Consider the following 13818-nt stretch of genomic DNA (forward strand, 5'->3'; position numbering starts at 1 on the left):
CCGCCCGTCGCCGCCCGGTGTTGATCCCAACCGGGCGTAGTGCGTTGAGCCCCTGTCAGACCCCGGGGACGGCATGCGCGGCGAGCTCAAGACCTATCAGACGAAACGCCGCTTCGGCGAGACGCCCGAACCAAAGGGCGCAAAGACCCGGCGCAAGGCCGCCGCGCCCCTGCGCTATCTGATCCAGCGCCACGCGGCGACGCGTCTGCACTACGATTTCCGCATTGAGTTTGACGGCGTGCTCAAGTCCTGGGCGGTGACCAAGGCCCCGTCGCGCGACCCTTCCGTCAAACGGCTGGCGGTCGAGGTCGAGGACCACCCTCTGGACTACGGGTCGTTCGAGGGGACTATTCCCGCCGGCAACTACGGCGCGGGCACGGTCCAGCTGTGGGACACGGGCTTCTGGACGCCGCAGCATCCGGACACGCTGGAGGCCGACTTCGCCAGGGGCTCGGTCAAGATGACGCTGGACGGCGAGCGGCTGAAGGGCGGCTGGGCGCTCGTGCGGCTCAAATCCGATCGCGGCAAGCCGTCGAAGCGCAAAAACTGGCTGTTGATCAAGGAAAAGGACGATCACGCCGTGCCGGGCGAGGGCGACGCCCTGGCCGAGATCGACGCCTCGGTGACGACCGGCCGGACGCTGGCGGAAATCGCCGGGGGCAAGGCGCAATGGACGTCGTCGAAACCGACCGGTCGCAAGGCTCCCGCCAAGCCCAGACCCTCCAGGGCTGCCGCGAGCAAGGCGACGAAGCCACCCGCCTTCGTCCCCATCCAGCTGTGCAAGGTCGCAGATCATCCGCCGGGCGCCGCCGGCTGGGCGCACGAGATCAAGTTCGACGGCTACCGCATCCAGATCGGCGTCGGCGGCGGCCGGGCCGTGCTGCGCATCCGCAAGGGGCTGGACTGGAGCGACCGGTTCCCGGCCCTCGCCGCCGACGCCGCGGGCTGGCCGGACGCTGTGATCGACGGCGAACTGTGCGCCCTCGACGCCGATCACATGCCTGACTTCTCGGCCCTGCAGTCGGCGATCTCGGACGGTCGCACCGACGACCTGATCCACTTCGCCTTCGACCTGCTGTTCGAGGGCGACGAGGACCTGCGCAAACTGCCGCTCTCGCACCGCAAGGCGCGGCTGCAGGCCTATGTCGACCGGATCGGCAAGGCGGGCGCGAAACGCCTTCGCTACGTCGACCATTTTGGCTCGTCCGGACAGGCCGTGCTGGAGAGCGCCTGCCGCATGGATCTGGAGGGCGTCATCTCCAAGAAACTGGATGCCCCCTACCGCGCCGGCCGCTCGACCAGCTGGGTCAAATCCAAATGCCGGGGCCGGGATGAGGTGGTCATCGGCGGCTGGTCGTCCGAAGGCGGAACGCGTTTCCGCTCGTTGCTGGTCGGGGTCCGCGACAAGGGCGGCCTCCGCTATCTGGGCCGGGTCGGCACCGGCTATGGCGAGGCGGTGACCAAGGCCCTGACCCCGGCGCTCAAGGCCGCCGCCGCTGACAAGAGCCCCTTCGCCGGCGCGGGCGCGCCCAAGGGGGCGAAGGACATACACTGGGTCAAGCCGGTCCTCGTCGCTGAGGTCGAGCACGGCGGCTACACCGAGGCCGGATCACTGCGTCAGGCGGCGTTCAAGGGTCTGCGCGAGGACAAGACCGCCGCCGAGGTGACTGAGGCCCCGCAGGCGCCCACGGAGATGAAGCCGACCACCACGGTCAAGGCCGCCTCGAAGCCGGGCAAGGTCGTGGTCTCGGGCGTGACGATCTCCAGCCCCGACAAGATCCTGTGGCCCGCCCGCGACGGTCGTCCGGCGATCACAAAAGCCGACCTCGCCCGCTACTATGAGGCGGCGTCGGAGCGCATCCTCGTTCACGTCGCCGACCGGCCCACCTCGATCATCCGCGCGCCGGACGGCATCACCGGCGAGACCTTCTTCCAGCGCCATGCCATGGCCGGCTCCAACCCGCGGCTCAAGCTGATCGATATCAAGGCCCGCACCCCCTACGTCACCGCCGTCGATGTCGGCGGCCTCGTCGCCATCGGCCAGTCGGGCGGACTCGAGCTGCACCCGTGGGGCTGCAAGCCCGGCGATCCTGAAACCCCCGAACAGATCACCTTCGACCTCGACCCTGACGAGGGGCTGGATTTCAGCGACGTCATCGCGTCTGCGAAGGTGGTGAAGGCGAAGCTGGAGGAATTGGGCCTGACGTCCTTCGTCAAGACGACCGGCGGCAAGGGCCTGCATGTCGTGGTCCCGATCAAGACCGACGCCCGCAGCCGCGTCACCTGGGATCAGGCCAAGGCCTTCGCCAGGGCAGTCTCGGAACTGATCCGCATGGACGCCCCCGACCGCTTCACCACCACCCTGGCCAAGAAGGCGCGCGGCGGGAAGATCTTCATCGACTATCTGCGTAACGGCCGGATGGCCACGGCGGTGGCCCCATGGTCGGCGCGCGCCCGGCCCGGCGCCGGCATCGCCTTTCCGCTCGCCTGGGGCCAGGTGAAGGCCGGTCTCGACCCGTCGGCCTTCAATCTCTGGAACTATCCCGAGATGCTGAAGAAACCCGATCCGTGGAAGGATTTCCGCAAGGCCGAGACCAGCCTCAAGCCGGTGCTGAAGAAGGTCGGCGTGGTCTGATCAGGCCGCCGCCTTCTTTCGGGGAGCAGCCTTCTTCGCCGGCGCCTTCGCGGCCGAGGCCTTCTTCGCAGCCGGCTTCTTCTCCGACCCCGCCGAACCCTTAAGACTGCTCCTCAGGGCGGCCATCAAGTCGATGACATTGGTGTCGTCCGGCTCGGTCACATCGACCGTCCCCTTGCCGCCCTTCGCCTTGGCCTTGATCATCTCACGCAGGGCGTCGTCATAACGGTCCTTGAAGTCGGCGGGATCGAAGTCAGCCTCCTTCTGACCGATGATCCGGGCGGCGATCTCGACCATGTCGGCGTCCGCCTTCACGCTCTGGATGTCATCGAAATAGTCCCCGGCGTCCCGCACCTCGTCCCTCGCCCGCAGGGTGTAGGCCACCAGCCCCTTGCCCCGCACCTCCAGGGCCAGCTGCCGCTCCTTGCCGCGCAGGACCAGACAGCCCAACGCCACCTTGCCCTGCTTCTTCATGGCGTCGCGGATGACGGCGAAGGCTTCGACGCCGGCGCCCTTCTCGGGCACGACAAAGAAGGGATCGGCCCAGTACAGCCGGTCGATCTCGCTCTCATCGACGAATTTGTCGATCGAGATGGTCCTGGTGCTCTCCAGCTTGACCTTGTCGAAATCGGCGTCGTCGAACAGGACATATTCGTCCTTGGACACCTCATAGCCGCGCACCAGATCGCTGCGCTCAACCGGCCCTGTGTCCGGATCGGTCGGCACCATCCGGATGCGGTTGTTGGTCTCCGGATTGACCAGGTGGAAGCGCACGTCATTGGTGCTGGTCGTCGCGGTGTAGAGCGCCACCGGGCAGGTGACGAGCGACAGCTTCAGATGTCCTTGCCAGGTCGGGCGAGCAGCCATGTTCAGTCTCCTTGCCGGGGAGAATGCGCCAGCAGGGGATATGTTCGGGCAGGGGGGCCGAAATCGGCCGGTTGCGATCACCCCGGGGCTGTGGGCCCATGGTGACGCGAGCATGTCCGCCCGGCGACCACGAGCACGCTAGGCGTCCAGCAGTCGCCGCACTTTTTCGGCCAGTTCCCGGTAGGTGAAAGGTTTGCCCAACAGGTTCACTCCGGCATCCAGCCGCCCGTTGTGAACGATGGCGTTGCGGGTGTAGCCGGTCGTGTACAAGACCTTGAGCTCGGGACGCCGACGCAGCGCCTCTTCGGCCAGTTGGCGGCCGTCCAGACCATCCGGCATCACGACATCGGTGAAGAGAAGCGCGACGTCGTTGTGTGATTGAAGGACGTCGAGCGCGACGCGTCCATTGGGTGCTTCAAGAACCTGATATCCGAGCTCCCGCAGTACTCCGGCGCTATAGGCCCGCAAGTCCTCATGGTCTTCGACAAGCAGGATCGTCTCGGTGCCTCCATCAGAGGTCAATGCGTCGATCACGCGTTCGGTGGGGAGTGACCCGCCAACCAGTCGCGGCAGATAGAGCTTGATGGCCGTTCCGAGCCCCTGCTCGCTGTAGATGCGGATGTGGCCCCCCGACTGCCGCACGAAACCATAGACCTGACTCAAGCCCAACCCCGTTCCCTTGCCGACCTCCTTGGTTGTGAAAAACGGCTCGAACACCTGATCGAGCGTGGCCTGGTCCATTCCCATGCCCGTATCGGACACCGCGACGAGCACATACTGACCCGCTGCAACCGGCTCGGGGACGGTGCTCACATAGTCATCGTCGAGAAAAGCATTGCTGGTTTCTATCGTCAGACGGCCGCCCGCGGGCATGGCGTCCCGTGCATTCACGGCAAGGTTCACCAGTGCGTTCTCGAGCTCTCCGGCATCGACGTTGGAAAGCCAGAGTCCCGCGCCCGAAACGGTTTCGAACTCGATTGTCTCTCCCAGCGTGCGCTGCAGCAGGTCGGCGAGGCCGGTCACCAGCCGGGCCGGATCGACGGGGCGGGGATCGAGAGGTTGACGTCTGGCGAAGGCAAGCAACCGCGCCGTCAACGTCGCGGCCCGCTCCGCCCCGTGGGTGGCCATGGCCACCGCCCGCTTGATTCGACCGGTGGCCTCCGGCGTGGAGGGGGCGGCCAGCTGTCGGCTGACTGTTTCCAAGCCGCCGATTATCACGGTGAGAAGATTGTTGAAGTCGTGAGCCACCCCGCCAGTAAGCTGGCCCACCGCCTCCATCTTCTGCGCCTGCCGAAGGGCGGCCTCGGCCTTCAGGCGGTCGCCTACCTCCTCAGCGACCCGCGCTTCAAGGGTAAGGTTGAGCTGCTGAAGTTCGGAAGAGGCGGCTTCGGCAAGGCGGCGGGCCTCCAGCAGCTCCCGTTCGTAGCGCCGCCGGTCGGTCGCGTTGAAGACGCTGATGACGATCCGCCGCGCCCCGTCGTCTGAACTGCGTTCCACCGCATTGACGAGCACGGGCAGGGGATCACCAGCTTTGCGCGTCAGATCAAGCGCGACTTCATGAAAGTAGCCCTGCATCCGCAGGAGCGGAGCAAAGTGCGTCTCGTAGTAGATCTTGCCCGCAACATTGAGGAGATCAGAAAATCGCCGGCCCCTGATGGCCCCGGGCTCCTGGTCCAGCCAGCGCGCGAGCGTTCGGTTTACCCGGGCAATGCGGCCTGCGCCGTCGGCGATGACGTAGCCGCACGGGGCATCCTCGAACAGATCACGGAGATCGTCCCCCGTCAGACCATCTTCACTGATGTCGCTATCGGACAAAGGCTTGGACCGCCGCGACGGTTTCCTCCGGCGCGCTCAGGTTCGGACAGTGTCCTGTCGCGCTCATGAGCACCAACTCGCTGTTGGGCAGCGCGCGATGCACATATTCGCCGACGCACTGAGGCGCGATGACATCATCCGCACATTGAAGAATCAGTGTCCGGACATCGAAGCCGTCCAGATCATCCCTGTTGTCCGAAAGGAATGTCGTCCGCGCGAAGCGTTTGGCGATTTCCGGGTCGGTTCGGCAAAAGCTGTTCGTCAGTTCGTCCGCCAGCTCGGGTCGTTCAGGATTGCCCATGATCGTGGGGGCCATGGCTTGAGACCACCCCATGTGATTGCTGTCCAGAAAGTCCAGGAGCTCATGAATCTGGCCCTCCGAGAACCCTCCCGTATAGCCGGCGGCCGCGTCGTCGATGTAGCGGGGCGAGGGGCCTATCATCACCAGATCAGAGAAGAGGTGAGGGGCCTTCCGCGCGGCCAGAAGTCCGATCATCGCACTCACCGAATGGCCGACGAAAACACCGTCCCGAACATTCAGTTCTTCCGCGACCAGGACCAGGTCATCGGCAAAGCCTTCCAAGCTGGCGTAACGGGCGGGATCATAGCCGCTCAGATCGGACCCCCCGGCGCCCATGAGATCAAACAGGATGACCTTGAACGCATCCTCGAAGGCCGGAGCCACGAAGCGCCACATGTGCTGGTCACAGCCGAAGCCATGGGCGAAAACCATCGGGCGCGGGCCCGAGCCGCTGATTTTTACATTGTGACGCGCACGGGCGGACATCCCGTTCTCCTTGGACAGTGACCCAGTCCTGAAACTCAAGCGCTTTCGCCGCCGCCGATATCGTTGCTGACAAGGCCGATGACGAACAGGATCAAGCCGTATCCCTGTAAGTCTGGAGATGCGCAAGCGGAGGCATAATCTCTGTTCGGCCTCGAGTTTTTTAGGCGCAGACTTCGGTCAGGGCCTGCCCACGCTCGCCCCCGTCCCCACCGCCTGCTAATCGGGCCCCATGCGCCGCATCCTCGACTTCATCCTCAACATGGAAGCCCGCCGCTGGCGGGCCGCGTTGGCGACGGCGCTGTTGCTCGGCGCCACGATCAGCCTGCTCGCCATCGGCAAGAGCCAGTTGGGGCTGGCGGCGGAGGAAAACCTCGAGGCCTGGCTGCAAGGCTATCGCGGCAGCCCATGGGCCTTCGCCGCCACCATCGGCCTGTTCATCGCCGCCGCCTTCATCGGCGTGCCGCAGTTCATCCTGATCGCGGCCTGCGTCGTCGCCTTCGGCCCGTCGCTGGGCTTCTTCTACAGCTGGGCGGCGACGGTGGTCTCTGCCGGTGTTACGTACTGGCTGGGGCGGGGGCCGACGGCGCGGCTGGTCGACCGGTTCGGCGGCCGCACCATGGGTCGGCTCAAGGGCTTTGTCGGCAAGAACGCCTTCCACGCCAGCTTCATGATCCGCAACGTGCCCTCGGCGCCCTTCATCGTCGTCAACATGGCCTTCGGCGCGACGCGTGCGTCCTTCCCCGCCTTCCTCGCCGGCTGCGCCCTCGGCGTCCTGCCCAAGACCGCCCTGGTGGCCTTCTTCGGTGGGGCGGTGGTGGCGGCGGTCAGCGGCGACGGCGTCTGGACCTCGCTGATTCTCGCGGGGGTGGCCCTGGTCTGGCTGGGCCTGATGCTGGGCGTCCGCGAGCTGGTGAAACGGCGCGAGACCGCGTCGGGCGTCGAGGAATAGAAGGCCGCCGGTACCCTACCTTAAGCCAACCTTAACGCTACGAGCGCGATGATGCCTTTTGTAGTTGTGGGGTCGCGCATTGGACGTCCGGGCATTGAGGAGCCAGCACCGGTCGATCATCGACAAGGCCGCGGTGCTCGGCGGCTTCCGCCGGCTCATCAGGACCCGTGACGACGCCCTCGAGGCTCGCCGCCTGATTGCGGAAATCGACCTGGAGCTGGTCGCCCATCTGACTATCGAGGACACCGAACTCTATCCGCTGTTGATGAACGCGCGGGACGAGGGTCTTCGCATCCTGGGCGCCGAGGCCTTCGCCGGCATCGGCGGACTGCTCGAAACATGGGTCCGGTTCCGCGATCACTGGACCGAGACGGCCATGCTCGCCGATCCCCGGCGCTTCGCCGTCGCGAGGGGCAGGCTGATGCGCGCACTGTCCCTGCGGGCCGAGATGGAGGAGGACAGCCTGTATCCTGCCGCTGAAGCGGCGGCTCGCCTTGGCGGGCGGGTCGGCACGGCTGCCTGAGCCGGGGTCACGGCTTCGACAGCGGCGTGTGCAAGGGCTTGTATTCGCCTTCGCACACGGGCAAACGAGCCGTAAGGTCGGTGAGGCGATAACGATCAGGAGGCGGCGCGTGGGGATGCGTGGCGCCGGGGCGTCGCCGAAGCGGATCGAGACTGACGCAAGCCCCTCCAAGGCCCGAACGAACGGTATCCCGGACCCATGTTCTCAAGCATTTTTGGCGCGATCTCCAACGACATCGCCATCGACCTCGGCACTGCCAACACCCTCATCTATATGAAGGGCAAGGGCATCGTGCTGAACGAACCGTCCGTGGTCGCCCTGCGTAACGTCGGCGGCCGCAAGATCGTTCACGCCGTGGGCATCGAGGCCAAACAGATGCTGGGCCGCACGCCCGGCCACATGGAAGCCATTCGTCCCATGCGCGACGGGGTCATCGCCGACTTCGAAGTCGCGGAAGAGATGATCAAGCACTTCATTCGCAAGGTTCATAATCGCAAGGGCTTCGTGAACCCCAAGGTCATCGTCTGCGTGCCGTCGGGCGCCACCGCCGTCGAGCGCCGCGCCATCAACGATTCCTGCCTCAACGCCTCGGCTCGCCGCGTGGGCCTGATCGACGAACCGATGGCCGCCGCGATCGGCGCCGGCCTGCCGATCCACGAGCCGACCGGCTCCATGGTCGTCGACATCGGCGGCGGCACCACCGAGGTGGCCGTGCTGTCCCTGTCGGGCATCGTCTATTCGCGCTCGGTCCGCGTCGGCGGCGACAAGATGGACGAGGCGATCATCAGCTACATGCGCCGCAACCATAACCTTCTGATCGGCGAGACCACGGCCGAGCGCATCAAGAAGGACATCGGCACCGCCCGCATCCCGGCCGACGGCGAAGGCCTGTCGATCGACGTCAAGGGCCGCGACCTGATGCAGGGCGTGCCCCGCGAGGTCCGCATCTCCGAGCGCCAGGCCGCCGAAGCCCTGGCCGAGCCCGTCTCGCAGATCGTCGAGGCCGTGAAGGTGGCGCTGGAAGCCACCCCGCCCGAACTGGCCGCTGACATCGCCGACAAGGGCATCATGCTCACCGGCGGCGGCGCCCTGCTGCGCGGCCTGGACGCGGAAATCCGCGACCACACGGGCCTGCCCGTCTCGGTCGCAGACGATCCGCTGTCGTGCGTGGCCATCGGTTGCGGCCGGGTGCTTGAGCATCCGCGCTGGATGAAGGGCGTGCTCGACTCGGCCCTTTGAGGTTCAGGTCGAAACAGCGCCGCAAATCCCCGTCATCGTGGGCTGTCGCCGGTATGCAACCGGCACGGATTTTGCGATAGGCTCGACAAATCGGCCGGGGGCGTCCCGCTGATTCCCTTTTCTGAGGAAGGCGCGCCGTGGCGTTTCGCGACGGACCGTTCGAGAACATCAAGGTGCCGCTGGTCTGGACCGCGGCCGTGACCGTCGTTGTCGCGGCCATCGGCTGCGTCCTGCTGCTGATCAGCGACGCCCGCGCCCAGACCTCGCCCTATCAACCGGTGCGCTCTGGCGTGGAAGCGGTCGCCGGCCCCGTCGGCGGCGTCTTCGCGGCCCCGGTGCGCTGGTTCGGCCACGCGTCTGACTATGTCGGCGGCTATTTCTTCGCCGTCTCCGAGAACCGCCGGCTCAGGCGCGAACTGGCCGACCTGCAGCCGTGGCGCGACCAGGCCATCGCGCTCAAGAACGTCAACGCCCGCTATGAGGCCATGCTGGGCATCCGGCCCGAGCCGCCGGTCGCCATGCAGACGGCGCGGTCGATCCTCGACGCGCGGGGACCCTTCTCCAAGGCCCGGCTGATCGACGCCGGCTCGGCGAATGGCGTCAAGGTCGGCAATCCCGTCATCAATGAGCACGGGCTGGTCGGCCGCGTCGTCGGCACGTCTCCGGGCATCAGCCGTATGCTGCTGGTCACGGACGTGGCCAGCCAGATTCCGGTGCTGGTCGACCGCACCGACGCCCGCGCCATCCTCAAGGGGGATGGTTCGTCGAATCCCCGGCTCGAATTCATGCGCGGCGTGGGCTCTGTCCAGGTCGGCGACCGCATCCTGTCGTCTGGCGACGGCGGCGGCCTTCCCCGCGGGGTCCCCATCGGCATTGCCGCCAAGGGCATCGACGGCAGTTGGCGCGTCAAACTGTTCAGCGACCGCGGGGCCATCGACTTTGTCCGCGTCATGCTGTTCGAGGATTTTGGCCAGCTGATCGGCGCCGAGGATCTCAACGCCCCGCCGCTGGCCGCGCTCGGCACCCTGTCCGAGGCGACCGCCGAACAGGCCTCCGCCATCAGGGACTCCGCCGCCCGCCGTGATGCCGCCCGCGCGCAGGCCGAGCAGAGGCGGTCCGACACCGCCGCCGCCACGGCCGCCGAGGCCGCCCGGCCGCGGCCCGCGACCCCTGCGCCCGCGGGTGCATCGCCGCAGCCCCAACCCGCCGCCGCTCCGCCCGGAGGGACCGAATGAGACGCCCGGTCGCGGTTCGCGTCGTCGGACCGGTGCAGTGGATTGTCATTCCGGCCCTGGTCACGGTCGCCGTCACCATCCTCCTGGCCACGCCGGTCGAGTTGTTCGGCCTGAACCTGCCCGAGCCGGTCATTCCCATGGTGCTGGCCTTCTCCTGGCCGCTCATCCGCCCTTCGGTCACAGCCCCGCTGGTGCTGACCCTGCTGGGGTTGATCCTCGACGTCCTGACCTACGGCCCGCTCGGCCTGTGGGCCCTGGCCCTGCTGGCCATTTATGCAGTGGTGCTGGTCTCACGCAGCTTCCTGATCGGTCAGGATACGGTCGTCCTTTTCGCCTGGTACGCCGCCTGCTGCACCCTGGCCTTCCTGATGGCCTATCTGGTGGTCACCCTGATCGCCCGTAACCCGCCCAGCATCCTGGCCCTGATCGGCCAGATCGTGCCGACCCTGCTCCTGTTCCCGTTCGCCGACCGGATGATCGAGCGGTTCGAGGACGGCGACGTGAGGTTCCGATGAGCTCGGAACCCTCCATCTTCTTTTCGGACGTCAATGAGCGTCAGGGCTCCTTCCTGCGCCGCACCTTCGTGCTCGGCGGCCTGACCACGCTCGGCGGCCTGGCCCTGACCGGCCGCCTGGCCCAGCTTCAGGTCATTCAGGCCGGCCAGTACGCCACCATGGCGTCGAACAACCAGTTCAACTTCCGTCTGGTGCCTCCCCCACGTGGCCGCATCCTCGACCGCGACGGCGTGGTCATCGCCGGCAACCGGCCCAGTTTCCGGGTTCTCGTCGTGCGCGACGAGACCAAGGATCTGGACCAGACCCTGGACCTGCTGGGCCGGCTGCTGCCCGACACCATGGACCGGCGCCGGTCCATCATTCGCGAGGTCAACGCCGCCCCGCGCTTTTCGCCGGTGCCGGTCAAGAGCGATCTGACCTGGGAGGAGTTCGCCCGCGTCAACCTGTACGCCAACGAGCTGCCGGGCGTCATGGCCGACATGAATGAGGCCCGCTACTACCCGTTCGGCGGCGCCTTCGCCCACGTCATCGGCTATGTCGCCAAACCCAATGACCGCGATATCAAGGCCATTGAGGACCGGGGCGAGAAGGTCCCGGACATTCTCTACAACCCGGGTTTCCGCATCGGCCGCCAAGGGGTCGAGAAGTCGTTCGACGCCGATCTGCGCGGCGAGGCCGGCGGCACTCGGGTCGAGGTCGACGCGCGGGGCAGGGTGGTGGCCGAGGACATCGGCGGTTCGAAGCCGGCCGTCGCGGGCAAGGACGTCGTCCTGACCCTTGACGCCGACGTCCAGAACCGCGCGCTGGAGGTCTATGGCGAGGAGTCCGGCGGCTGCGTCGTCATGGATGTGCGCAACGGCGAGATCCTGTGCATGGTTTCGGCCCCGTCGTTTGACCCCAATATGTTCGTCGGCGGCGTGCCGTCGCGGGTCTATGGCGCGCTGCGCGACTATGAGCGCAAGCCTCTGCTGGACAAGGCCATCTACGGCAGCTTCCCGCCGGGCTCGACCTTCAAGATGACCACCGCGCTCGCCCTGCTGGACGCGGGCGTCAGTCCGGCCGAGCGTGTGACCTGCACCGGCGGGTATCGCTACGGCAACCGCACCTTCCGCTGCTGGAAGCGTGGCGGTCATGGCGCGATGGACATGCACAACGCCATCAAGAACTCGTGCGACACCTACTTCTACCATATGTGCAACCGGGCCGGCGTCGACCGGATCGCCCGGGTGGCCGAGGACCTGGGCTTCCACCAGACCTATGAGATCGGCATCGCCGGGCAGAGTCGCGGCACCATGCCCAGCCGGGCCTGGAAAGCCGAATACGCCCGGCGCACCCGCAATCCGCACCCGGACGCAGGCACCTGGTATCCGGGTGAGACCCTGTCTGTCGCCATCGGGCAGGGGGCGATCGAGACGACGGCGCTGCAACTGGCCGTCATGACCGCCCGCCTCGCCAACGGCCGCAAGGCGATCACGCCGCGCCTGGTCAAGTCAGTGGGCGGCGTCGAGCGTCCGGCGGCCGGGGCGAGCCGCGACCTGCCCTTCAGTCAGGAACACCTCAACATCGTGCGCGGCGGCATGATCGCCGTGGCCAACGATGTGACCGGCACGGCCTACCGGGCGTCGCAACTCGGCCTCGGCGACATCCAGATGGCCGGCAAGACCGGGACGGCCCAGTCGCGCGATTATCGTGACGGCGAGTCCCGCGGACCGCGCAATGCCGACTGGACCCGCCGCGACCACGCCATCTTTGTCGCCTTCGCCCCGCATGACGCGCCGCGCTACGCCATCGCCCTGATCATCCAGCACGCCCCCGCCGGCGGCGCCGCCGACGCCGCGCCCAAGGCCCGCGAGATCATGAAGACGGTCCTGCTCAAGGATCCGGATATGCGCGCGCGAATCGAGCGGCCGCTGCCGCCGGAGGCCGTCGCCCCCGCCGGGGCCGACGAGGGCGAACTGGGCGCCGCACCTGGCGGCGAGGTCACCGGGCCCGCGGCCGCCGAGGTAGCTCCCGCCACGCCGGCGCCTCGCCGCACCCCGTCTGCGACCAGCGGCCCGCGCCCCTATCTGTCGGAGCCGCCGCGATGACCGCCTCCGCCTTGACCCGTCCCGGAGAGCGCGACCGCCTCTCGACCAAGATCACCGAACTGGACTGGCGTCTCGTCGGCCTGCTGTGCGTGATCGCCTTCGTCGGCACCGCCATGCTCTATTCGATAGCGGGCGGAGAGTGGCGGCCGTGGGCGCTCAATCACGCGATCCGCTTCGGCGCCCTGCTCGTCGTGATGCTCGTGCTGGCCATGGTGCATCCGAAATGGTGGTTCCGCGGGGCCTATCCGCTCTACGGCTTCCTGCTGGTGCTGGTTCTGATGATCGAGTTCACTCCGCTCGGCTACGTCGCGGGCGGCGCCAGAAACTGGCTGAACCTGGGCTTCATCCGCATCCAGCCCGCCGAGTTCATGAAGCTCGGCCTCGTTCTGGCTCTGGCGCGCTGGTACCACAGCCATACGGCCCAGGAGGCCCGCTGGTCCTGGAAGCTGCTGTTCCCGGCCGCCATGATCGGCCTGCCGTTCATTCTGGTCGCCAAACAGCCGGACCTCGGATCGGCCATGGTCATCGGTCTGACCGGGGGCGCGATCATGGTCGTGGCCGGCCTGAGTTGGCGGGTCATCGCCGCCGGCGCTGTCGCCGCCGCCGCGATCATCCCGCCCTTCGTCATGTTCGGCATGAAGGAATACCAGCGGAACCGTGTGCTGACCTTCCTCAGCCCCGAGTCCGACCCGTCCGGCACGGGCTACAACATCATCCAGTCCAAGATCGCGCTTGGATCGGGCGGCGTCCTGGGCAAGGGCTACGGGCTTGGCAGCCAGAGTCAGCTGGAGTTCCTTCCGGAGCGCCATACGGATTTCATCTTCTCGACGGTGGCGGAAGAGTTCGGCTTCGTCGGTTCGTTCGCCGTGCTGGCCTGCTACATCGCCATCATCCTGATCGCCCTGCGCATCGCCTCGTTGGCCCACAGCCATTTCGGTCGTATCGCCGCCGCCGGGATGACAGCCTTCTTCGCCCTGTTCGTCCTCATCAACGGCGCAATGGTGATGGGTCTGGCGCCGGTCGTCGGGGTGCCGATGCCCCTGCTGTCCCATGGCGGATCGTCCATGATGACGGTGATGTTCGGCTTCGGCCTGATCCTGTCCACCCGCGTCCATCGCTATGCGGAACTGCCCAAGGGGCATGGGTTGTTTTAGGACGCTTTCCCT

At 66.9% G+C, this 13818-nt stretch carries 11 protein-coding genes; 8 read left to right on the forward strand and 3 right to left on the reverse strand.

Features of this window, described 5'->3' with window-relative positions; translation table 11 throughout:
* The first annotated feature begins 73 nt into the window (after positions 1 to 73).
* Positions 74 to 2635, forward strand: coding sequence for a DNA ligase D (ligD, locus tag ACTIEW_RS09100; RefSeq protein WP_439477590.1), 2562 nt, complete (start codon positions 74 to 76; stop codon positions 2633 to 2635).
* Here ligD and ACTIEW_RS09105 read toward each other — a convergent pair whose 3' ends face one another.
* The 3 genes from ACTIEW_RS09105 to ACTIEW_RS09115 form a co-directional block, all read right to left on the reverse strand.
* A complete protein-coding gene (locus ACTIEW_RS09105) occupies positions 2636 to 3502 on the reverse strand; it encodes a Ku protein (RefSeq protein WP_439477591.1) in 867 nt (288 codons plus the stop codon).
* Positions 3503 to 3640: 138 nt separating this feature from the next.
* A complete protein-coding gene (locus tag ACTIEW_RS09110) occupies positions 3641 to 5317 on the reverse strand; it encodes an ATP-binding protein (protein ID WP_439477592.1) in 1677 nt (558 codons plus the stop codon).
* On the reverse strand, positions 5307 to 6104 hold the full coding sequence (locus ACTIEW_RS09115; RefSeq protein ID WP_439477593.1) for an alpha/beta fold hydrolase: 798 nt from the start codon (positions 6102 to 6104) through the stop codon (positions 5307 to 5309). Before ACTIEW_RS09115 ends, ACTIEW_RS09110 begins: the two co-directional genes overlap by 11 nt.
* A 229-nt stretch (positions 6105 to 6333) precedes the next feature.
* Between ACTIEW_RS09115 and ACTIEW_RS09120 the strand changes: the two genes are divergently transcribed.
* From ACTIEW_RS09120 to rodA, 7 genes are all read left to right on the forward strand, one after another.
* Entirely contained in the window at positions 6334 to 7053 is a 720-nt protein-coding gene (locus ACTIEW_RS09120) for a TVP38/TMEM64 family protein (protein WP_439477594.1), read from the forward strand.
* A 94-nt stretch (positions 7054 to 7147) separates the two neighbouring features.
* Positions 7148 to 7576 carry a hemerythrin domain-containing protein gene (locus ACTIEW_RS09125; protein WP_439477595.1) on the forward strand — a complete coding sequence of 143 codons (429 nt, stop codon included), beginning with the start codon at positions 7148 to 7150 and terminating at the stop codon, positions 7574 to 7576.
* A 198-nt stretch (positions 7577 to 7774) separates the two neighbouring features.
* On the forward strand, positions 7775 to 8815 hold the full coding sequence (locus ACTIEW_RS09130; protein ID WP_284222611.1) for a rod shape-determining protein: 1041 nt from the start codon (positions 7775 to 7777) through the stop codon (positions 8813 to 8815).
* A 137-nt stretch (positions 8816 to 8952) separates the two neighbouring features.
* On the forward strand, positions 8953 to 10050 hold the full coding sequence (mreC, locus tag ACTIEW_RS09135) for a rod shape-determining protein MreC (RefSeq protein ID WP_439477596.1): 1098 nt from the start codon (positions 8953 to 8955) through the stop codon (positions 10048 to 10050).
* Positions 10047 to 10565, forward strand: coding sequence for a hypothetical protein (locus ACTIEW_RS09140; protein ID WP_439477597.1), 519 nt, complete (start codon positions 10047 to 10049; stop codon positions 10563 to 10565). Before mreC ends, ACTIEW_RS09140 begins: the two co-directional genes overlap by 4 nt.
* Positions 10562 to 12652 carry a penicillin-binding protein 2 gene (gene mrdA, locus ACTIEW_RS09145; RefSeq protein ID WP_439477598.1) on the forward strand — a complete coding sequence of 697 codons (2091 nt, stop codon included), beginning with the start codon at positions 10562 to 10564 and terminating at the stop codon, positions 12650 to 12652. The genes ACTIEW_RS09140 and mrdA overlap by 4 nt, the downstream gene beginning before the upstream one ends.
* The gene (rodA, locus tag ACTIEW_RS09150; RefSeq protein WP_439477599.1) at positions 12649 to 13806 is read left to right on the forward strand and encodes a rod shape-determining protein RodA; all 1158 of its coding nucleotides are present in this window, start codon (positions 12649 to 12651) and stop codon (positions 13804 to 13806) included. The genes mrdA and rodA overlap by 4 nt, the downstream gene beginning before the upstream one ends.
* Positions 13807 to 13818 lie beyond the last annotated feature (12 nt).

It is taken from the genome of Brevundimonas sp. (genome assembly GCF_051860745.1).
Classification (GTDB): domain Bacteria; phylum Pseudomonadota; class Alphaproteobacteria; order Caulobacterales; family Caulobacteraceae; genus Brevundimonas.

Bases quoted from the DNA above. Each gene is read 5' to 3' on its own strand.
- ligD (WP_439477590.1), top strand. From the start codon at position 74: ATGCGCGGCGAGCTCAAGACCTATCAGACGAAACGCCGCTTCGGCGAG.
- ACTIEW_RS09105 (WP_439477591.1), bottom strand. From the start codon at position 3,502: ATGGCTGCTCGCCCGACCTGGCAAGGACATCTGAAGCTGTCGCTCGTC.
- ACTIEW_RS09115 (WP_439477593.1), bottom strand. From the start codon at position 6,104: ATGTCCGCCCGTGCGCGTCACAATGTAAAAATCAGCGGCTCGGGCCCG.
- ACTIEW_RS09120 (WP_439477594.1), top strand. From the start codon at position 6,334: ATGCGCCGCATCCTCGACTTCATCCTCAACATGGAAGCCCGCCGCTGG.
- ACTIEW_RS09130 (WP_284222611.1), top strand. From the start codon at position 7,775: ATGTTCTCAAGCATTTTTGGCGCGATCTCCAACGACATCGCCATCGAC.
- ACTIEW_RS09140 (WP_439477597.1), top strand. From the start codon at position 10,047: ATGAGACGCCCGGTCGCGGTTCGCGTCGTCGGACCGGTGCAGTGGATT.
- mrdA (WP_439477598.1), top strand. From the start codon at position 10,562: ATGAGCTCGGAACCCTCCATCTTCTTTTCGGACGTCAATGAGCGTCAG.
- rodA (WP_439477599.1), top strand. From the start codon at position 12,649: ATGACCGCCTCCGCCTTGACCCGTCCCGGAGAGCGCGACCGCCTCTCG.